The organism is Bombilactobacillus sp. ESL1094 (assembly GCF_058107425.1).
The window spans coordinates 242,391-262,155 of record NZ_JBYLUM010000001.1 but is presented as its reverse complement, the minus strand read 5'-3'; the positions used below and the strand labels follow the sequence as shown (position 1 = coordinate 262,155).

The window sequence follows — 19,765 nt, the reverse complement described above, 5'->3', positions numbered from 1 at the left end:
ATTATGCCTAAGCAAAAAACACATCGTGCATCAGCAAAACGTTTTAAATTTACTGCTAATGGTGGTTTGAAGCGTGATCATGGTTATACTAGTCACCGTTTCCACGGTAAGACTAAGAAACAACGTCGTCAATTAGCTAAATCAGCAATGGTCAGCTCCAGTGATATGAAACGTATCAAACAAATGTTGACTACTTACAAATAACATTATTTTATTTAATAATTTTTAGGAGGAATCTTTATGCCACGTGTTAAAGGTGGAACAGTAACTCGCAAACGTCGGAAGAAAGTTCTTAAGTTAGCCAAGGGTTACCGCGGTTCTAAACATATTCAATTTAAAGCAGCATCAACACAGTTATTTAATTCTTATCATTATGCTTTTCGGGATCGTAAGCAAGTTAAGCGTGATTACCGCAAATTGTGGATTGCCCGGATTAATGCTGGTGCTCGGATGTATGATCTGAGTTATAGCAAATTAATGCATGGTTTGAAGTTAGCTCAAGTTGATATCAATCGGAAGATGTTAGCAGATTTAGCAGTTAATGACCAACGTGCTTTTAAGAAGTTAGTTGATTTAGCTAAAGATGCGTTAAAATAAACACGTAACTAGCTTAGCTAGTTACGTGTTTTTCATCGAATGAGTTTAAAAATAAAAAAGTTACTAAAAGTTGAGTGTTATGTAGAGTTTATTATGATAGATAATTGATATCTACGTTAAATCTCAACTTTTTTACGGATAATATAGAGGAAGTGAACACTCTGGGAATCTTCAAGCCAAACATGATGATTGAACAAATCACACAAATTCTCCCTGAAGAATTTATGGCGGCAGGGATTAAAGTGATTTTATCGGATTTAGATAATACTTTGATTCCTTGGAATCAAAAGGATCGCCAAAATGCGCAGTTAGCTAATTGGTTAAAGGCATTAACCGCTCATGGAATTCAATTAGTTATTGTGTCAAATAATAATGAAGAGCGGGTTAGTCGGGCCGTGGCGGGATTACCAATTAAAATAGTTGCACGAGCCTTGAAACCATTACCGTTTGCTTTACGCAAATATCTCAAATCTAATTCTTATCGTAAGCAAGAAGTGGTGATGGTTGGTGACCAGTTAATGACTGATGTTTTGGCAGGTAATTTGGCCGGAGTGCAAACAATCTTAGTCAAACCGTTAGTGACGACGGATTCTAAAAAAACTCGGATTAATCGGATGATTGAACGTCCCATTTTAAGGATTAATCATTTTCTGTATCCACAACTAGATTGGAGGCGGCATTTACGTGACTGATGAAGTATTATCTTGTGTAGGCTGTGGGGCACAATTACAAAGTACTAATTCCCAGTTAGCCGGTTTTGTTCCTAGTAGTGCCCTGAAAAAGGCCGAATCAGCTTTGGATGACCAAGAACTTTATTGTCAACGTTGTTTTCGTTTGCGACACTATAATGAAGTAGCGGAAGTTCCGTTAGATAATCGTTCCTTTCAAAAACTGTTAAAAAGCATTGGTCAAAAAGCGGCGCTAGTTGTTTACGTGATGGATATTTTTAATTTCTCGGGAAGTATTGTCAGCAACTTAAAATCGTATATTAAAAATAATCCGGTGTTAATTGTTGGTAACAAGCTGGACTTAATTCCTAATTCCTATAATCAAAATAAATTAGTTAATTGGCTGCAACAACAGGTCAAACAAATGGGCTTGCATCCCGTTGGTACGCAACTGGTTAGTGCTCAAAAATTAACGCATGTTGACCAATTGATGTACCAAATTGATCAATTACGTCATGGTCAAGATGTCTATGTCGTCGGTTCTACTAATGTTGGCAAGTCAACACTGATTAATGCCATTTTACAAGCTAACAGTGAATTAAAAAATTTAATTACGACCTCTAGTTATCCGGGAACTACTTTAAATGAAATTCGAATTCCGTTAGCTGGTGGTGGTGATTTGATTGATACACCAGGAATTATCCATCCCGGTCAAATTGCTAATTTGTTAACGGCCAAAGATCTCAAATATCTAGCACCACAAAGTGAATTGCATCCGAAAGTTTTTCAATTAAAGCCCCAGCAAACCTTGTTTTTAGCGGGGTTAGGCCGGTTAGATTTTTTAGAAGGTGCTGCGGGTTCCTTTGCGGCTTTTGTGAATAATCAATTGTATGTTCACCGCACTAAGTTAAGCCATGCAGATGAATTTTATCAAGCTCACCGAAGCGACTTGTTGGCGCATCCCCAAACGAAGGAGCCAATTGAACAATTAGTAGCTCACACAATTCAAACTACCGAAAAAAGTGATATTGTGTTTTCTGGTTTAGGCTGGGTTTGTGTCCCAGCTCATGTGGTCGTCAAGGCTTATTTACCCGCTGGGATTAAAGTTAATGTGCGGCCCGCTTTGATTAATTAAGTGGAGTAAATTATGTTAAATAAAAAGCAATTAAAATTTTTGAAAGGTCAAGCGCAATCCTTGACACCTAGTCTTCAAATCGGCAAGAATGGTCTCAGTGCTAATTTTCTGAAACAACTGCAAGACCAAATAGAATTACAAGAATTAATTAAAATTAATTGGTTACAAATGGCACCAGTTAATCGGACCGAAGTCGTTGCCACAATTACCCAAGCGGATAGTCAAATTACTTTAGTGCAACAAATCGGTCATACTGCGGTTTTTTATCGACCTGCTACACAAAAAGAACACCAACAATTAAGTCTTGAGGTGGCAAAAATCAAAGGATAGGTGATCAAAATGGCGCAGACCTTAACTACTAAGCAAGTAGTTATCAAGCCACAAACTCAAATGGCTTCCACAACGAAAAAAGAGCGCATTGGTATTTTAGGTGGAACTTTCAATCCACCACATATTGGGCATCTGATGATTGCGGATCAAGTTTTTGCCCAATTGGGTTTAGATAAGATTTTGTTTATTCCAGATGCTAAACCACCACATGTTGATGTGAAAACCGCTATTTCGATTGAACATCGTGTTGAGATGGTGCGACGAGCCATCATTGATCATCAAAATTTTGATTTGTGTTTGATTGAAGCAAAACGGGGTGGTATTAGTTATACCTATGATACGATGCGTCAATTAAAATTAATGCACCCAGAAAATGAATATTATTTTATTATTGGCGGCGATATGGTCGAATATTTGCCGAAATGGCATAAAATTGATGAATTAACGAAAATGGTGCAATTTGTCGGTGTTTGTCGCAAAGGTTATGAAAAAAGTTCACCATATCCGCTGATTTGGATTAATATGCCCGAAATTGATGTTAGTTCCACGTGGATTCGCCAAACCGTGCAGACCCAAGGCTCAATTCGGTATTTTGTTCCTGATCTAGTACGTCAATATATTGAAGAAAAGGGGCTTTATAGTAATGATCGTTCAAACTGATTATGATTTTGTTGCTTTAAAACAGCAAGTTCAAGCTAAATTGTCACCTTATCGTTTCGAACATTGTGTGCGCACGAGTCAACGCAGTGTAGAGCTGGCCCAGTTAAATCACAGTGATATAACTAAAGCTAAAGTGGCGGGACTAGTTCATGATTATGCCAAAGAACGTAGTGCCGATGAATTTATTCAAGTGATTAAACAAGAAAATTTGGATCCTGATTTGTTAAATTATGGGAACGCGATTTGGCATGGCGTTGTAGGTGCTTATTTTATTCAAAAAGAACTGGGCATTTATGATGAAGAAATTCTAAACGCGGTGCGTAATCATACTACGGCAGCCGTGAAAATGACGACTTTAGATAAGATTGTTTTTATGGCTGATTATACAGAAGCAGGGCGGGATTTTCCGGGAGTCGAAGAAGCTCGGCAAATTACCGATCAAGATTTAGATGCCGGGGTTAGTTATCAGATTGAACATACCTTGCAACTGTTATTGAGTCAGAAACAGCAAATTTATCCGAAAACAATTGATAGCTATAATCAATGGGTTGTAGCAGCCAAAAAGTGAGGTTTACGATTGAATAGTCAACAAATAATGCAAATTGCAGTTCAAGCAGCAGATTCCAAACACGGGCATGCGATTACTGTTTTAAACATGCAGCAAGTTAGTTTGGTTGCGGATTATTTTGTCATCGTGGATGCTAATAGTCAGCGCCAAGTTGATGCTATTGTGGATGCGGTGGTTGAAGCCGAAGAAAATCACGGTTTAACGATTAAACAAATTGAGGGCTCAAAAAATTCACCGTGGATTTTGTTGGATTTAGGTGATGTCATTGTGCACGTCTTTACTCAAGAAACGCGTGAATTTTATCAATTGGAAAAGCTATGGTCACAAGCACCAGTTGTTGAAGTTGCTCCCTTACTGAAAAAATAATGCGCGTTTGTGGAGTAATCGCTGAGTATAATCCGTTTCATAATGGTCATTTATGGCAGCTGCAACAAATTCGCCAGCAATTACAGCCTGATGTGTTAATAGTGATTATGTCAGGTAATTTTGTTCAACGTGGTGCGATTGCGCTGGTTGATAAATGGCAGCGGGCGCAAATGGCGTTGGCAGCGGGAGTAGATTTGGTGGTTGAGTTGCCGTTTTATGGTGCCGTTCAACCAGCAGATATTTTTGCCCGAGAAGCTCTGAAACTGTGTCAACAATTAGCAGTTTCGCACCTGGTTTTTAGCACAGAGAATGCACAATTAGATTATCAAACATTAGGTCAAAAAATTGCCCAAATAAATCCATCTAAAGAAACATTTACAGATTATCGTCAGACCTATGCCACACAATTTAATCAAGTCTTACAATCACAGTTGGGTTTAACATTAACTAATCCCAATGAGCTACTAGGTGTTGCTTACGCCCAGGCGGCGTTTGAGTTAAATTATGCGGTGCAACTGGTTGCTCTGCCGAGGCAAGGCTTGGGGCAACATGATCAAAGTGATTTGTCGGGAAAGTTTTCTAGTGCTAGTGCCATTCGCCAAGCAATATTGCAAGACCAGTCTTATCAATTAGCAATTCCAGACTTTGTGACTGACTTGTTAAAGCCACCATTTCTCAGTTGGCAGCAGCTTTTTCCGTATTTAAAATATCGGTTGTTGACGAGTAGTTTGGAAGAATTAGGGCAAATTTACCAGATGAATGAGGGCTTGCAGTATAAGCTCAAACAAGCAGTAGTTACCAGTACGAATTTTTCGGATTTTTTGTATCGTATTAAGAGTAAAAGGTATACGTTTGCGCGCTTGCGCCGGCTATGCCTGTATGTATTATTGAATATTTCTACTAGTCAAATGCAGCAAATGTTGGCGCAACCGTATTTGCAGGTTTTGGGCTTTAATGTCAGTGGTCAACAACATTTGCATTATTTACGCAAGCAAGTGAGTTGGCCGTTAATTACGAAAGTTACGCAAAAATTGGGTAACAAGCCGGGAATTATGGCTGATGCTGTGCAAATAGATCGTTTGTTAACGTTATTTGATTTACCGGAGCAAAACTTTGGACGACAACCATTACGAAAGTAGGTGATTATAATGTTAGTTTTTAAAACTCGAGAATTAGAAAAGTATCGCCAAGAACCATTAATTTTAAAACAAACGCTGGATGTTAGTGCCGATCTAAAGCAACGTGACCCACAAATCATGGAAGTGAGCCCAATTCAGGTTCAAGGCGCGATTAGTTTAGATGGGCAATTTATTTTCGGAGATCTTCACCTGACAGGTTCTATGACTTATCCGTCAACACGGAGTTTAGAGCCGGTTGTTTTACCAATTGATTTTACTTTTCATGAAACATATACGAATTTAACAGATGATCAAATTACCCCAGAACAAAAAGAGCAATACGATTTAATTATTTCATTGACGGACCAAACTTTAGACTTACAACAAGCGATTGAAGATAATCTATTATTGAATATTCCAACTCAGGTTTTAACGCCCCAAGAACAAGCGACCGGGGCTATGCCACAGGGCAATGAGTGGACGGTTATTTCAGAAGATGATTATGAAAAAAAAGCCACACCCAATCTAGAAGCTAGTGAAGAATTATCCAAGTTAAAAGATTTTTTTGCTGATGATAAGCAAGATTAAATAATTAAGGATTATCAATCGTTGCGAGTTGTGATAGGGTATTGTTAGACAAATGATCAACAGGAGGCACATGAAGATGAATAAACCAACCATTGGTGTCATTGGTATGGCTGTCATGGGTAAGAATTTAGCTTTAAATATTGAAAGTCGGGGATATACGGTTGCTATTTATAATCGGACCACGGCGAAAACCAAGCAAGTAATTGAAGATCATCCGGACAAAAGTTTAGTTCCTAGCTTTACGATTGAAGATTTCGTCAATTCTCTGGAAAAACCACGCCGGATTGTGATGATGGTGAAGGCTGGTAAGGCGACGGATGCTGTGATTGATGAATTATTACCATTACTTGATCAAGGTGATGTCTTAATTGATGGTGGTAATACATTCTTTGAAGACACTATGGCACGTAATAAGCGACTTGATAAGTCTGGCATTAACTTTATTGGCATGGGCACTTCTGGTGGTGAATTAGGTGCTTTGAAGGGTCCTTCTTTAATGCCTGGTGGCCAAAAAGAAGCTTACGATTTGGTAGCGCCAGTTTTGGAACAAATTGCGGCTAAAACCGATGATGGTCAGCCATGTGTTACCTATATTGGTCCAAATGGTGCGGGACATTACGTCAAAATGGTGCATAACGGCATTGAATATGGCGATATGGAGTTGATTGCTGAAAGTTATAACTTGATGCGTAATTTAGGTCAATTAACACCAGAACAATTAGCAGAAATTTTTAGTCAATGGAACGAAGGCGAACTTTCTAGTTACTTGATTGAGATTACTGCTGATATTTTGACGCGTAAAGATGATTTAGGTAGTGATCAACCGATTATTGATGTAATTTTAGATGCTGCAGGTAATAAAGGTACGGGTAAATGGAGTTCACAAAGTGCTCTTGAATTAGGTGTGCCGCAATCATTGATTACTGAAGCTGTTTATGGCCGTTATATCTCAACCTTTAAGGATGAACGGGTTAAAGCCAGTGAACAGCTACCAGCGTCCAAGTTAGAAATGAAAGTTCCAGATGACTTTACTGAAAAAATTCGGGAAGCTTTGTACTTTAGCAAGATCATGAGTTATGCGCAAGGCTTTGCGCAGTTAAAAGCAGCTTCTGATCATTATGATTGGAATTTGCAGTACGGTAAGATCGCTAATATTTGGCGTGAAGGTTGCATTATTAGAGCGCAATTTTTGCAAAAGATAACGGCGGCTTATCAGAACCAACCTGATTTAGATAACTTATTGTTAGACGATTACTTTAAAGATATTTGTGCTAAATATCAAGATTCTGCGCGTCAAGTCGTAGCTTGGGCCGTACAAGCGGGAATTCCGGTTCCAGCTTTATCTGCGGCGATTGCTTATTATGATTCTTATCGCGCAGCTGTTTTACCAGCTAGTCTGATTCAAGCACAAAGAGATTACTTTGGTGCTCATACTTATCAACGCGTTGACCGTGCTGGTATCTTCCATTATCCATGGTATGAAGAGCAATAATCTGTAGTATTAAAATGTAATTAATATAGAGATAAGTTAGAAAACTCGGTAATTTTATTGCCGAGTTTTCCTACTGTTTAGCTTCTTTTTGAGCATTAAAATAGCGCAGATTGTATAAATGTATTATTATAGTAGTCCTGTTCCCAATAGTTAATACTTGAAAGCAATCAAATTAATCATGCTTATTAGAAAAAATGAGGTTTGTTGGAATTGGGGGAACAGGTACTCAGAGCGTTTTAAAATTAGTGGTATCGTTAAAATGTTAATCATAGATTTTAAGTTTCTGTATTATTAGCCAAAGGTTAAATAAACGTGATACACTAATGATAGCGAGATTTAGAAAAAATTAATCTAATTAAGAACTGGAGTCTTATAAATGTCAAAAATATTAATCATTGAAGATGAAAAAAATTTAGCCCGCTTTGTAGAATTAGAGTTACAACACGAAGGTTATGATACCCGCGTGGAACTAGACGGGCGCAAAGGTTTAGACGCCGCTTTAGGTGAAGATTGGGACGCTATTTTGTTAGACTTAATGTTACCAACTTTAAATGGTCTAGAAGTTTGCCGCCGCATTCGTCAAGAAAAGAGTACCCCCATTATTATGATGACGGCACGGGATTCTATTATTGATCGCGTATCTGGTTTAGATCATGGTGCTGATGATTATATCGTCAAACCGTTTGCGATTGAAGAATTATTGGCACGTTTACGAGCATTGTTGCGGCGGATTGATATCGAAGACCAGAAGATGGCGCCACATTCAACCAAGATTGAATACCGGGATTTAATTATGGATAAAGAAGCACATACTTTGAGTCGCAACGGTCAAGTCATTGAATTAACTCGGCGCGAATACGACTTATTCTTAACTTTATTGAATAACATGGGAAAAGTTTTAAGTCGGGAACAATTATTGAAGAGTGTTTGGGGCAGTGAATCCACGCAAAGTGAGACCAATATTGTTGATGTTTATGTGCGTTATCTACGTAATAAAATTGATGTACCTGATAAAGAAAGTTATATCCAGACGGTTCGTGGTACTGGTTACGTTGTTCGCCCATGAAGCAAAAATTAGCTAATTTACGAATTACTATTCAATTTAAGTGGACGTGTTTTTTGAGTTTAGCTATTTTTTTAGTGTTTGGTCTTTTTTCAACTTTAATCTATACTTCAGTCAATCAAGCTTTATTACGTAGTGAAGAAAATAATGTGCGGGATACTATTTCCGCAGTGGATAGTCGCTTTAATGTTTACCAAGGTCCTTTGAATAAGCAGCAAGTGCAAAATCGTTTAGCACCGCGCTTAAATCAAAAAACGGTGGAACGGGATGCCAATGGGAATTTAGTGGCTGAAAATCCAGAAAAATTTTACCATGACAGTTTATCCAAGCAATTGGCGCGTGGTGATTTAGCCATTGTGTTATATGATTTGCACGGGATGGTTTTGTTTAAAGATGGGGCAATTGATCCTAACTTTACTGGCACCACGAAGATTACGGTCAAAAAAGTTCCCAGAAAATTGAGCTTTTTAGAAACGACGGTGCCGATTCACTCAAGTCGTAATCATAAAGTGATTGGCTACGTCAAAATTAACGACGGTCTGCGCGGTTATCACCGTGCTTTTCGCGAACTTAATCGCTGGATGATTGTGGTCATTATTTTTGCATTATTGTTAAGTGTCTTTTTGGGCTATGTTTTAACCCAACCGTTAGTGCGGCGCATTAACCAAGTTAACCGTACGATTGATGAGATTAACGAAGATCCTGATTCGCAATCGCGGATTCCCAAGCAGTCGTCTAATGATGAAATTACGGACTTGGTCGACCGCTTTAACCATATGTTAGACCGCCTGCAAGAGTATACCAATCAGCAAAAAGAGTTTGTGGAAGATGTTTCACACGAATTACGGACGCCCGTGGCGGTCATTGAAGGCCATCTCAAGATGCTTCAACGCTGGGGCAAAGATGACCCCAAAGTGCTTGATGAATCCATTGAAGCATCTGTGAGTGAAATTTCGCGGATGAAAAAATTGATTCAAGAAATGTTGGATTTAACGCGGGCAGAACAAATTGAAGTCAATTACACCAATGAAGTCACAGAAGCTAATGAAACGATTAAGCAAGCCTATGGCGATTTTGTGATGTTACACCCTGACTTTGAAATTGATTTTGATGATACGGTGCCAGATCATACCATGGTACAAATCTACCGCAACCATTTGATGCAAATCTTGGTCATTTTATTAGATAATGCCGTCAAATATTCTAAAGATCGTAAAGAGATTAACTTGTCGGCTTCGACTGAAGATGGCATGTTAAATATTGCGGTACAAGATTTTGGTGTGGGCATTACCCAAACAGATTTACAACGCATTTTTAACCGCTTTTACCGTGTTGATAAAGCTCGCTCACGCGAAAGCGGGGGCAATGGTTTGGGCTTGTCAATTGCCAAAAAGATTGTTGAGATGTATAAGGGAACCATTACCGCCGAAAGTGCGGTGGGTTCAGGAACCATTTTCCGAATCAATCTGCCACTGGTTGAATCAAAAAAATTAAAGTAGTTTTAGAAGACTGAAAGCCTTGTAAATAACATTGGTTGTTTGCAAGGCTTTTTTATGTTGATTTCAAAAATCAAAAGCGACATTAGTTAACTGGTTATTAAAAAATTATTGAGTGTGTTTGAAACGTTAGATTTTGGAATCAAGTTTGTACAAACAGCTCAACAATCTTATAGCTTACAATATGATTTAACGCGGATAACAGATACCACGTGTGAGCCCAACTGTTAGTAATACACGTCAGCTGCTATTTTGCAGATTTCGGCAACAGTTGATCAGTAGGTTATTACTTTAGTAATACAATTTTCTAAGTTATTAATACGGTTGGTGGTAGCTTATCAGGATTATTCAATCTTTCATTAAAAAATGCTCCTCACCATTAGATATGATGTCTAACGATGGGAGCATTTTTAGTAAGGTACTATTGCAAAAATTTACTTATGATGCTGTTGCTTACCAGCATTACGTTGGCGATTTTTTTGATGTTGTTGCTTAGTTTGACCAACTTGTTTTGCATTGTCCTTTGTTGGTGCTGCTTGTTGGGCAAAAGTTTTTTCGGTAACTACTTGCACAATCGGCTTGTCTTTTAATTCTTGATCGACTTGCTTACGCACCTTTGGCGTGATGATATAATCGCTAATCAATTGCTGTAAGACGACGATGATCCCGCCAATTAAGAAGTACAGACCTAAAGCAGCTGAGGATGCAATACTAATGAAGAAAGTCATGGCTGGACTGAGCCACATCATAGTTTGCATTTGCTTCTTTTGTTCTGGTGGCACACTCTTTAAAGTCATCCAGCTTTGAACCACGTAAAAAATTGTCGCCACGACTGAGATCAGAATGCTAGGTTTTGATAATGGTGCTCCTAAAAAGTTAGCTTTCGAAATTTCCGGTGAGTATTGCACGGCTTGATAGATGGCAATAAAAATTGGAAATTGTAACAACAAAGGTAAGCAACCCAGGCCCCCAGTTAATTTGATGTCGTTTTTGGAATAGACTTGCATCATTAATTGACTGATTTGCGTTTGTTCTTCTTGCGTAGTTGCCTTTTTTTGCTGTTGTTGAATTAATTGCAGTTGGGGTTGAATGCCCTTCATTTTTTCCTGTTGCACGATTGATTTCTTTTGTTGCATCAAACTTAATGGTAATAAAACTAACCGCACCACAAAGGAAATGAGGATAATGCCCCAGGCATAGCCACTTTTGCCACCAATAGTTTTAGAAACGTAGAGCATTAAGTTTTGGAAAGGTACGCCAATATATTGGTAGATCCAGCCGTAAGGACCATGAGTTGGCGGCTTAAGATTTGCATTGATACCACTGCGAGAGCAGGCGGTGACTAAGAGTAATAGACTTAAACAACCACCCCATAAAAGTAAACGTTTAGTTGTCTTTTTCATAAATTTCTCCATCTCGTTACATCATTGAAAATTTAGAATAATTAGCGAGAGGTTTTTCTTGCCAATTAATATGATCAATCTTAGCAAATTTACTCGGACTTTGCTGCATCACTTTCATAAAATGTTCCAAGTCTAAAGTGTCGCCTTGAGCTTCTAGATGGACGCTACCATCGTCACAATTTTTGACAATGCCAGTAATTTGGTAAGTTTGTGCGACGGAGTAGGTTGCATAACGAAAGCCCACACCTTGTACATGACCATAAATATCTGCTGCAACATGTTTTTGAGTCAAAATCAAAACCTCCTTCGTCCTTGTTCTAAATGATACTTCTCTAGTATAGCGGAAAATATAGTTGAAGCCAAAAGCATTCTATTAATTTTGCCAAGAAAATGTCCAAAAAATGATATGATAAGTAAGAAGATTAGATTTAGAGAGGTTAGCTATGGAGTATATTAGTTCAGGGCAAAATAGTAAAATTAAAGATTTGAAGAAATTACAAAGTCACCGGGGACGTAAAAAGCAACAACGTTACTTGTTAGAAGGCGAGCACTTGATTTTTGAGGCGTTGGCCCATCAAGTTAAGCTAAATGCTATTTATGCAACGACGGATTATCTCAATCGTGATCCCAAACATTTAGTGCGTGATCACATGGACCAAGTAGTGGAAATCACTCCGGAAATTGCGCAGGCGATTACCGACACCGTGTCACCCCAAGGCATTGTTGCGGAATTACCAATACCGCAACCGGAAACTATTGACTTAAGCCATGGAAAGTGGTTATTATTATCACAAATTCAGGACCCGGGTAACGTGGGAACCATGATTCGCACAGCTGATGCTGCTGGGTTCAGTGGCGTCTTACTCAGCGAAGATTCGGTCGACTTTTATGCACCAAAAGTGCAACGTGCTATGCAAGGTAGTCAATTTCATTTACCCGTTCAGTCATTGGATCTACAGTCAGCAGTCAGTGAGTTCAAAGCACAACAAATTCCAGTATACGGAACTTTGGTGAATGATCAGGCCCAAGAGTATCAAACTGTAGCCAAGCCAAAAGATTTTGCTTTAATTATGGGCAATGAGGCGCACGGCTTGGCGCCTGAATTAGCAGCTTTAACGGATACAAATTTATATATTCCCATTTTAGGATCCGCAGAATCATTGAACGTGGCAGTAGCAGCTGGTATTATTATGTATAGACTCAGTCTTTAAGGAGGATACTTTTTGGCTCGAGAATTAAATTGGCAGACTGATGCAGCTTATTTAGCTCAAGTTTCTGATTTATTAGCTAAACCCGAGGTGCAAAAGTTAAGTCAAATTCCACAACATCATTATTCTAATCGTTTGGATCATTCAATTAGCGTTTCTTATCGCAGTTATTTAATTGGCAAGAAGTTGCATTTAGATACCCGCGCTTTGGCACGTGGCGGTTTGTTGCATGACTTGTTTTATTACACTTGGGATCGCAAGCAATTGAGTTTTCGGGCGCACGCCGATATTCACGCACATGTTGCGCTAAATAATGCGCAACAATTAACCGATTTAAGACCAATTGAAGCTGACATTATTGTCAAGCATATGTTTGGTGCGACGTCCACGCCACCGAAATATCTCGAAAGCTTAATTGTTAACTTAGTTGATGATCAGTGTGCCGTGCAGGAAGCTTGCTTGCCCAAGTTGGCATTGTGGCGCCAAAAATTACATTTGAAGCAATCGAATTAAAATTTAATTGAAATTTATGCATGAAAGTTTTAAACTGGTTTTAACGACGATGAAAGAAAGTAGTAGCATCAAGGTCTGGATTCACAGGGACAATTGGGTAAGTGAGAACAATTGAAGCCAGATGATGTGAATTCACTCTGGAGTCTAAACGTCATTAGTCAGCGTTATATGACAGATAAGTGGAGTTTAGGTGCAGCTATCAAGCTGGACTGAACTCAAGCAGGGTGGTACCGCGAAGCTTCGTCCCTTTTAGGGATGGGGCTTTTTTTATTGTTGAAATTATTTATTTAGAGGAGCAGGTAGTGATGGATTTAAAAGATTTATTAAACGATTTGCGGCAAAAAGGTCTACAACAGATTCATGATGCACAAAAAATCGAACATTTAAATGAAATTAGAATTCATTTTTTGGGTAAAAAAGGTCCGTTGAACCAAGCTTTACGGGGAATGAAGGATTTAAGCGCGGAACAACGCCCTAAGGTTGGTGCTTTAGCCAACAGTGTCCGCGATGATTTACAAACAGCTTTGGATCAAGCCAAGGAACAATTAGAAAGTCAAGCGACTGCAGCCAAATTAGCCAATGAAAAAATTGATGTCACTTTACCTGGACACCAACGTCACATTGGAACCAAGCATGTGATTTATCAGGTAATGGATGATATTGAAGCCTTGTTTATTGGTTTAGGTTATGAAGTGGTCAATGGTCCCGAAGTCGAAGAAGATCACTACAATTTTGAAATGATGAACCTTCCCAAAGATCATCCTGCGCGTGATATGCAAGATACTTTCTATATTACGGATGAAATTTTGATGCGGACGCAGACTTCACCTGTGCAAGCGCGGACTTTGGAAAAACATGATTTTTCGAAAGGTCCTTTGAAGATGATTAGTCCGGGTAAAGTTTATCGTCGCGATACTGACGATGCCACACATTCACACCAATTCAATCAAATTGAAGGTTTAGTCATTGATAAGCATATTACGATGGCGGATTTGAAGGGTACTTTGGAATTAACAGCGCGTCATATTTTTGGTAAAGAACGCGAAATTCGCTTACGTCCGAGTTATTTTCCATTTACGGAACCATCAGTGGAAGTTGACGTTTCCTGCTTTGCCTGCGGTGGTGAAGGCTGCAAAGTTTGCAAATACACCGGCTGGGTAGAAGTGTTAGGTGCGGGCATGGTGCATCCGAATGTTTTAGAAAATGCTGGCGTTGACTCGACTATTTATGGTGGCTTTGCCTTTGGTCTAGGGCCAGATCGGTTTGCCATGTTAAAATACGGCATTAATGATATCCGCGATTTTTATCAAGATGATGTTCGGGTTTTAGAACAATTTCAGGGGGAATAAATTAATGAAGATTTCTACTAATTGGTTAGCAGAATATGTTGATCTACCAGAAACACCAGAACAATTAGCTGATCGGGAGACGGTTACCGGCATTGAAGTTGATGAAATAATTAAATCAGGCGCTGGGTTAAAGAATTTAGTCACTGGTCAAATTAAGACGGTCACCAAGCACCCCGATGCGGACCACTTAAATATTTGTCAAGTGGATGTGGGTGCCGAAGAATTGGCCCAGATTGTCTGTGGTGCGCCGAATGTGGCTGTGGGTGAAACGGTTATTGTGGCTTTACCTGGTGCCAGAATTGCTAACAACGAAAAAATTAAAAAAGGTAAATTCCGTGGTGTGGCCTCCAATGGTATGCTGTGTGCCTTGCAAGAAATTGGCTTCGATGATTCCGTCGTTCCTGATGCTTTTAAAAATGGAATTTATGTTTTTCCAGAAACCGAAAATATTCCCTTAGGTCAACCGGTTTATTCTTATTTAGGCTTGGATGACACTGTTTTAGATTTTGATATTACGCCTAATCGGGCGGATACACTTGGAATGCATGGTGCCGCTTGGGAAGTGGCTTCAATGTATGATGAACAGCCCCATTTTGAACAGCCCAGTGTTAGTGAGGATGCAGCTTCAGCAGAACAACAATTAAGTATTGACGTGACTGATGAACAATTGGCCCCGACTTATCGGACACGGGTGATTAAGGATATTCACATTAAACCAAGCCCGCTCTGGTTGCAAGTTCATTTGTGGAATAACGGTATCAAACCAATTAATAATATTGTCGATATTACTAATTACATTATGTTAGATTATGGTCAACCATTACATGCTTACGATTACGACAAATTGGGCTCCAAAAAATTAACCGTGCGCCTAGCGGCTGCGGGAGAATCTTTTACAGCGTTAAATGAAAAACAATATGATTTAACGGATCAAGATATTGTGATTTCTAATGACGAACAAGCCGTTGGTTTAGCTGGAGTTATGGGTGGTTTGGCTACTTCGGTGACTGAGCAAACCCACACAGTAGTTTTAGAATCAGCCGTGTTTAACCCTACGAAAATCCGCAAAACTGCGCAGCGTCATAATTTACGAACGGATGCTTCGGCTCGCTTTGAAAAAGGGGTGGATCTATCCGCCATTGCTGAAGCATTAGATATGGCAGCGCAATTAGTGCAACAATTAGCTGACGGAACAGTATTAAAAGACCAAGTAGTTGGTAGTCAATCAGTTTTGAAGCCAACGGTAGTCAAAATAACCACGGATCGGATTAATCATGCTTTGGGGACGGAAATTTCACAAGCGGAAATTATTGCGATTTTTGAACGGTTAGGCTTTGAGGTAGAGGTTAAAGATTCAGAGTTAATTGTCACGGTACCATTACGTCGGTGGGATATTTTTATTGATTCAGATTTAATTGAAGAAGTGGCTCGAATTTATGGTTTCGATAAAATTCCGAGCACTTTACCAGCAGTTACCCAAACGATTGGTGGCTATACCCCTAGACAAAAATTCATTCGCCAAAGTCGGCAAACTTTGCGGTCATTGGGTTATGATGAAGCCATCAGTTATTCTTTGACCACTCAAGAAAAAGCGGCAGCCTTCTGCTTGAAGCCCGCAGTGTTAACCAAAGTTGATTGGCCAATGACCCAAGATCATGAGTATTTACGGGCCAACTTAGTTAGCGGTTTGTTAGATGATTTAGCTTATAATGCTGCGCGTAAGCAAACGAATGTAGCCTTGTTTGAGCAAGGACGTGTGTTCTTGAAGAATGACGCAAACGTAGTGCGGCCTAAGGAAGTCGAAATGATTGCCGGGGCTTATAGTGGGCAAGTAATCCAGGATAGTTGGGATCAAACGGCCCGCGATGTTAATTTTTATGACATTAAAGGTGATGTGGAGCGCTTATTACAAAGTTTCCAAAGAAAAGCCACGATTGTTTACCAAGCCACGAGTGCGATTAAGCAATTGCATCCTGGACAAACAGCAGTTATTTTAATGGATCAACAGCCGGTTGGGTTTATCGGTACGCTACATCCAACTTTAGCCAAAAAATTACGCTTAGCGCCAACGGTAGTTTTCCAAATTGATTTGGAAAAAGTCATGGCCTATCCTAAAGCTTCCGAAATTTATGTTCCAGCTGGTAAGTATCCTGCAATTAGTCGTGATATTGCGGTAATTGTTCCAGAAGTTATTACTAATGAAGCGTTAGAATTAGCTATTCAAAAAGCGGCTGGTAAATATTTGGCTGATATTAAACTATTTGATGTTTATGCAGGTAAGGGCATTGCTGCGGGTCATAAGTCATTGGCTTATAATTTGACTTTCCAAAATCCGCAAGCTACATTAACAGACGATGAAGTTAATCAGGATTTTGCTAATGTGCAACAAGCTTTAATTGATTTGTTTAACGCACAAATTCGTTAAAAAATCCAGCATTTAAGAAAAAGTTGTGTATAATTAACAGTTGAGATTAAATGTTGGAGGAACCATTCTTGACTAAGTCAGATAAAAATCGTAGTCAGTATCGTGATGATCAGGAATCTATTCGTCACAAAAAGCAAGTGCGCGAGTCTGAACAAAGAGTAGTTAACCATATTGTTTATTGGATTGTTGGTATTTTGGCAATTCTGATTTTAACGTTTGGTGTTTTAGGCTATAATTATGTGCAAGAATCACTGCAGCCTTATAACCACAAGGATCATCAGGCTGTAGAAGTGAAAATTCCGATTGGATCTTCTAATAAAGAAATTGCTTCAAAGTTGCAGAATAAACATATTATTCGTAGCGCGACAATTTTTAATTATTATGTTAAATCCCATAATTATACCGACTTTCAAGCCGGTTACTATACGTTTAAACCGTCAATGACGTTGACTCAAATTGTTGCTCGTTTGCAAAAGGGTGGTAGTTTAGATCAAGTTGGTCAACCCGGTAATACAGTGCTAGTGCGCGAAGGGGTGACCATTGATCAGATTGGTAGTGTGATTGCGAAAAAGACGCCGTACTCAAAGGCTGATTTTCTGCATTTGATGAAAGATCAAGCCTTTATGAAGCAATTAGAGCAAAAGTATCCGAAATTGTTGGCTTCTTCTTTACAGTCTAAGCGTGTTCGTTATCACTTAGAAGGCTATTTGTTCCCAGCAACTTATCCTTATTATTCCGGGACATCTTTGAAACGACTAGTGAGCGAAATGGTTGGTAAAACTAATCAAGAACTTGCACCTTATTATGAGCAAATTAAGGCTAAAAATCTGACCGTGCAACAACTGTTAACTTTAGCTTCTCTAACAGAACGCGAAGGGGTAACAAATATTGATCGCCGCAAGATTTCGGGCGTGTTCTTTAATCGTTTAGATGCAAATATGCCACTACAATCGGATATTTCCGTTATGTACGCTTTAAACAAGCATAAACACAGTTTGACAAATAAAGATACGAGTGTAAAATCGCCTTATAACCTTTACAAGAATAAAGGTTTTGGGCCTGGTCCATTTAACTCACCTAGTTTAGGCTCGATCCAAGCAGTTTTGAATCCTGCTGATCGTGATAAAGGGTATCTCTATTTTGTAGCTAATTTGAAGACTGGTAAAGTTTACTATTCAACAAATTACTCGCAACATTTGGATACCAATTCAAAAATTGGTCAATAATTTAGTGGACTGACGCAAAGTCAGTCCCTTTTGATAAGGAGAAATAAATGACTGCAGGTAACAAGCCGTTAATTATTGGAGTTAGTGGAGGCTCTGGAAGTGGTAAAACCACTATTGCCCAACGCTTAATCACAGAATTACCACAAGAATCAATTGCTTTATTACAAATGGATTCTTATTATAAACAACTAGACTTACCTTATGAACAGCGTAAACAACAAAATTTTGATCATCCGTTATCATTTGATACGGACTTATTAGTTGCTGATTTAAAGAAATTGCGGGCTTTTCAAAGTATTGAGGTGCCAATTTATGATTTTGTCGATAGTAATCGAACGAATCGCACGCGGCACCAAGAACCTGCCGATGTCATTGTTCTAGAAGGAATCTTGACTTTATATGAAAAAGATTTACGTGATCTGATGGACATTAAGGTTTTTGTTGATACTGATGATGATATTCGCTTAATTCGGCGTATTAAGCGGGATGTCGAAGAACGGGGCTATACTTTAGATACGGTGTTTACCCAGTACTTGGATCATGTGCGTCCAATGTATCAACAATTTATCGAACCCACCAAGCGTTTTGCTAATGTGATTATTCCTGAAGGTGGCGCCAATGAAGTGGCAATTGATTTATTAACTTCCAAAATTAAGTATCTTTTGCATCAAAAACGACAACAGCAGTGAACTTTGTTGTCTAATCAATCTTAAATGAGGTGTTAGTTGTGGCTGAACAAAGATATCCAATGACAGCTGAAGGTAAAAAGAAATTAGAACAAGAACTGGAAGATTTAAAATTAAAAAAGCGTCCGGAAATTATTGAACGTATTAAAATTGCTCGTGGTTTTGGGGACTTATCTGAAAACTCAGAGTATTCTTCTGCTAAAGATGAACAAAGTGTTGTGGAATCACGTATCTCTGAAATTAATACCATGTTGCAGTACGCCGATGTAGTAGATGTTAGTCAAGTTGATGCGAATGAAGTTTCGGTCGGCAAAACGGTGACTTTTCAAGAAGATGATGATGATCCGGAAACCTATCAAATTGTTGGTGCCGCTGAATCTGACCCAATGCAGGGTAAGATTAGTAATGACTCACCAATTGCCAAGTCTTTATTAGGCAAAAAAGTTGGCGATGATGTGGTTATTGAAACACCAGGTGGCTCTTTCACTGTGAAAATTACAGCTGTCGAAAACTAATTGCTAGCGTTAAAGAGGAGCATAGGTTATCATAATAATGGTGATGAAGATGAAATTTATGATAACGCCCCAGGCACATCAATGGTATCAAGATAACTTGGACTTAAAACCAGGTGATGGGTTACATTTTTATGGCAAAGTTTACGGTAAGACCAATGTGCATCAGGGTTTTTCGCTAGCTTTTATTAAAGAAAAACCACATGATGAATATTACTCTTTAACAAATCAAGAGATCACATATTTCTTCACGGATAATGATGTTTGGTTTTTTAAGGATTTAGACTTGCAAATTGATTATGACCCACAAATTGATAGTCCAGTTTATACTTTTGTGGCTGCGGATTAAAAAGTAGTTTACT

General features: G+C 38.8%; 23 protein-coding genes and 1 other annotated feature. Of the genes, 21 read left to right on the top strand and 2 right to left on the bottom strand.

Annotation, left to right across the window (positions count from 1 at the left end):
* The first annotated feature begins 3 nt into the window (after positions 1-3).
* The 13 genes from rpmI (at position 4) to AC3B5S_RS01360 (ending at position 10,084) form a co-directional block, all read left to right on the top strand.
* Entirely contained in the window at positions 4-204 is a 201-nt protein-coding gene (rpmI, locus tag AC3B5S_RS01420; protein ID WP_489757430.1) for a 50S ribosomal protein L35, read from the top strand.
* Positions 205-240: 36 nt separating this feature from the next.
* Positions 241-597, top strand: a complete 357-nt coding sequence (gene rplT / locus AC3B5S_RS01415) for a 50S ribosomal protein L20 (protein WP_489757431.1) — start codon at positions 241-243, stop codon at positions 595-597.
* Between the two features lie 152 nt (positions 598-749).
* Positions 750-1,289 (top strand): YqeG family HAD IIIA-type phosphatase, encoded by a 540-nt coding sequence (locus AC3B5S_RS01410; protein WP_489789993.1) that lies wholly within the window; start codon positions 750-752, stop codon positions 1,287-1,289.
* On the top strand, positions 1,282-2,400 hold the full coding sequence (gene yqeH / locus AC3B5S_RS01405; RefSeq protein WP_489789992.1) for a ribosome biogenesis GTPase YqeH: 1,119 nt from the start codon (positions 1,282-1,284) through the stop codon (positions 2,398-2,400). Before AC3B5S_RS01410 ends, yqeH begins: the two co-directional genes overlap by 8 nt.
* Positions 2,401-2,412: 12 nt before the next feature.
* Positions 2,413-2,730: a YhbY family RNA-binding protein gene (locus AC3B5S_RS01400; protein ID WP_489789991.1), complete on the top strand. Its 318-nt coding sequence runs from the start codon at positions 2,413-2,415 to the stop codon at positions 2,728-2,730.
* 9 nt (positions 2,731-2,739) lie between these two features.
* On the top strand, positions 2,740-3,390 hold the full coding sequence (locus tag AC3B5S_RS01395; RefSeq protein WP_489789990.1) for a nicotinate-nucleotide adenylyltransferase: 651 nt from the start codon (positions 2,740-2,742) through the stop codon (positions 3,388-3,390).
* A complete protein-coding gene (gene yqeK, locus AC3B5S_RS01390) occupies positions 3,374-3,958 on the top strand; it encodes a bis(5'-nucleosyl)-tetraphosphatase (symmetrical) YqeK (RefSeq protein ID WP_489789989.1) in 585 nt (194 codons plus the stop codon). Before AC3B5S_RS01395 ends, yqeK begins: the two co-directional genes overlap by 17 nt.
* 9 nt (positions 3,959-3,967) lie before the next feature.
* On the top strand, positions 3,968-4,324 hold the full coding sequence (rsfS, locus tag AC3B5S_RS01385) for a ribosome silencing factor (RefSeq protein WP_489757437.1): 357 nt from the start codon (positions 3,968-3,970) through the stop codon (positions 4,322-4,324).
* Positions 4,324-5,463, top strand: a complete 1,140-nt coding sequence (locus tag AC3B5S_RS01380) for a nucleotidyltransferase (protein WP_489774891.1) — start codon at positions 4,324-4,326, stop codon at positions 5,461-5,463. The genes rsfS and AC3B5S_RS01380 overlap by 1 nt, the downstream gene beginning before the upstream one ends.
* Positions 5,464-5,472: 9 nt before the next feature.
* Positions 5,473-6,030: a DUF177 domain-containing protein gene (locus AC3B5S_RS01375; protein WP_489757439.1), complete on the top strand. Its 558-nt coding sequence runs from the start codon at positions 5,473-5,475 to the stop codon at positions 6,028-6,030.
* Positions 6,031-6,106: 76 nt separating this feature from the next.
* Positions 6,107-7,522, top strand: coding sequence for an NADP-dependent phosphogluconate dehydrogenase (gndA, locus tag AC3B5S_RS01370; protein WP_489769064.1), 1,416 nt, complete (start codon positions 6,107-6,109; stop codon positions 7,520-7,522).
* Positions 7,523-7,898: 376 nt separating this feature from the next.
* Entirely contained in the window at positions 7,899-8,588 is a 690-nt protein-coding gene (locus AC3B5S_RS01365; RefSeq protein ID WP_489757441.1) for a response regulator transcription factor, read from the top strand.
* A complete protein-coding gene (locus tag AC3B5S_RS01360; protein WP_489757442.1) occupies positions 8,585-10,084 on the top strand; it encodes a HAMP domain-containing sensor histidine kinase in 1,500 nt (499 codons plus the stop codon). The genes AC3B5S_RS01365 and AC3B5S_RS01360 overlap by 4 nt, the downstream gene beginning before the upstream one ends.
* Before the next feature lie 431 nt (positions 10,085-10,515).
* Here the strand turns inward: AC3B5S_RS01360 and yidC are convergent, their stop codons facing one another.
* Both yidC and AC3B5S_RS01350 read right to left on the bottom strand, forming a co-directional pair.
* Positions 10,516-11,484, bottom strand: a complete 969-nt coding sequence (gene yidC, locus AC3B5S_RS01355) for a membrane protein insertase YidC (protein ID WP_489789988.1) — start codon at positions 11,482-11,484, stop codon at positions 10,516-10,518.
* Positions 11,485-11,500: 16 nt separating this feature from the next.
* Positions 11,501-11,776: an acylphosphatase gene (locus tag AC3B5S_RS01350; RefSeq protein WP_489757445.1), complete on the bottom strand. Its 276-nt coding sequence runs from the start codon at positions 11,774-11,776 to the stop codon at positions 11,501-11,503.
* 151 nt (positions 11,777-11,927) lie between these two features.
* On the opposite strand from AC3B5S_RS01350, the gene AC3B5S_RS01345 reads away from it, so the two are divergent.
* The 8 genes from AC3B5S_RS01345 to AC3B5S_RS01310 all read left to right on the top strand — a co-directional run bounded on the left by AC3B5S_RS01345 (position 11,928) and on the right by AC3B5S_RS01310 (position 19,752).
* The gene (locus tag AC3B5S_RS01345) at positions 11,928-12,695 is read left to right on the top strand and encodes a TrmH family RNA methyltransferase (protein WP_489757446.1); all 768 of its coding nucleotides are present in this window, start codon (positions 11,928-11,930) and stop codon (positions 12,693-12,695) included.
* Between the two features lie 12 nt (positions 12,696-12,707).
* Entirely contained in the window at positions 12,708-13,205 is a 498-nt protein-coding gene (locus AC3B5S_RS01340) for an HD domain-containing protein (RefSeq protein ID WP_489757447.1), read from the top strand.
* 40 nt (positions 13,206-13,245) lie between these two features.
* Positions 13,246-13,456: a binding site (T-box leader), on the top strand.
* Positions 13,457-13,510: 54 nt separating this feature from the next.
* Complete coding sequence (gene pheS, locus AC3B5S_RS01335) at positions 13,511-14,554, top strand: phenylalanine--tRNA ligase subunit alpha (protein WP_489757448.1); 1,044 nt, start codon at positions 13,511-13,513, stop codon at positions 14,552-14,554.
* A gap of 4 nt (positions 14,555-14,558) precedes the next feature.
* Positions 14,559-16,979, top strand: coding sequence for a phenylalanine--tRNA ligase subunit beta (pheT, locus tag AC3B5S_RS01330; protein WP_489757449.1), 2,421 nt, complete (start codon positions 14,559-14,561; stop codon positions 16,977-16,979).
* A gap of 68 nt (positions 16,980-17,047) precedes the next feature.
* Complete coding sequence (mltG, locus tag AC3B5S_RS01325) at positions 17,048-18,205, top strand: endolytic transglycosylase MltG (RefSeq protein WP_489789987.1); 1,158 nt, start codon at positions 17,048-17,050, stop codon at positions 18,203-18,205.
* Positions 18,206-18,252: 47 nt separating this feature from the next.
* Positions 18,253-18,894, top strand: coding sequence for a uridine kinase (gene udk / locus AC3B5S_RS01320; RefSeq protein WP_489757451.1), 642 nt, complete (start codon positions 18,253-18,255; stop codon positions 18,892-18,894).
* Positions 18,895-18,932: 38 nt separating this feature from the next.
* A complete protein-coding gene (greA, locus tag AC3B5S_RS01315) occupies positions 18,933-19,406 on the top strand; it encodes a transcription elongation factor GreA (protein WP_489774893.1) in 474 nt (157 codons plus the stop codon).
* Positions 19,407-19,455: 49 nt separating this feature from the next.
* Positions 19,456-19,752, top strand: coding sequence for a HesB/YadR/YfhF family protein (locus AC3B5S_RS01310; protein ID WP_489769056.1), 297 nt, complete (start codon positions 19,456-19,458; stop codon positions 19,750-19,752).
* The last annotated feature ends 13 nt before the right edge of the window (positions 19,753-19,765 follow it).

What these genes read in the sequence shown, in the direction of transcription:
- rpmI (WP_489757430.1), top strand. Translation starts at nt 4, where the DNA reads ATGCCTAAGCAAAAAACACATCGTGCATCAGCAAAACGTTTTAAATTT.
- rplT (WP_489757431.1), top strand. Translation starts at nt 241, where the DNA reads ATGCCACGTGTTAAAGGTGGAACAGTAACTCGCAAACGTCGGAAGAAA.
- AC3B5S_RS01400 (WP_489789991.1), top strand. Translation starts at nt 2,413, where the DNA reads ATGTTAAATAAAAAGCAATTAAAATTTTTGAAAGGTCAAGCGCAATCC.
- AC3B5S_RS01395 (WP_489789990.1), top strand. Translation starts at nt 2,740, where the DNA reads ATGGCGCAGACCTTAACTACTAAGCAAGTAGTTATCAAGCCACAAACT.
- yqeK (WP_489789989.1), top strand. Translation starts at nt 3,374, where the DNA reads ATGATCGTTCAAACTGATTATGATTTTGTTGCTTTAAAACAGCAAGTT.
- AC3B5S_RS01380 (WP_489774891.1), top strand. Translation starts at nt 4,324, where the DNA reads ATGCGCGTTTGTGGAGTAATCGCTGAGTATAATCCGTTTCATAATGGT.
- AC3B5S_RS01375 (WP_489757439.1), top strand. Translation starts at nt 5,473, where the DNA reads ATGTTAGTTTTTAAAACTCGAGAATTAGAAAAGTATCGCCAAGAACCA.
- gndA (WP_489769064.1), top strand. Translation starts at nt 6,107, where the DNA reads ATGAATAAACCAACCATTGGTGTCATTGGTATGGCTGTCATGGGTAAG.
- AC3B5S_RS01365 (WP_489757441.1), top strand. Translation starts at nt 7,899, where the DNA reads ATGTCAAAAATATTAATCATTGAAGATGAAAAAAATTTAGCCCGCTTT.
- AC3B5S_RS01360 (WP_489757442.1), top strand. Translation starts at nt 8,585, where the DNA reads ATGAAGCAAAAATTAGCTAATTTACGAATTACTATTCAATTTAAGTGG.
- yidC (WP_489789988.1), bottom strand. Translation starts at nt 11,484, where the DNA reads ATGAAAAAGACAACTAAACGTTTACTTTTATGGGGTGGTTGTTTAAGT.
- AC3B5S_RS01345 (WP_489757446.1), top strand. Translation starts at nt 11,928, where the DNA reads ATGGAGTATATTAGTTCAGGGCAAAATAGTAAAATTAAAGATTTGAAG.
- pheS (WP_489757448.1), top strand. Translation starts at nt 13,511, where the DNA reads ATGGATTTAAAAGATTTATTAAACGATTTGCGGCAAAAAGGTCTACAA.
- pheT (WP_489757449.1), top strand. Translation starts at nt 14,559, where the DNA reads ATGAAGATTTCTACTAATTGGTTAGCAGAATATGTTGATCTACCAGAA.
- udk (WP_489757451.1), top strand. Translation starts at nt 18,253, where the DNA reads ATGACTGCAGGTAACAAGCCGTTAATTATTGGAGTTAGTGGAGGCTCT.
- AC3B5S_RS01310 (WP_489769056.1), top strand. Translation starts at nt 19,456, where the DNA reads ATGAAATTTATGATAACGCCCCAGGCACATCAATGGTATCAAGATAAC.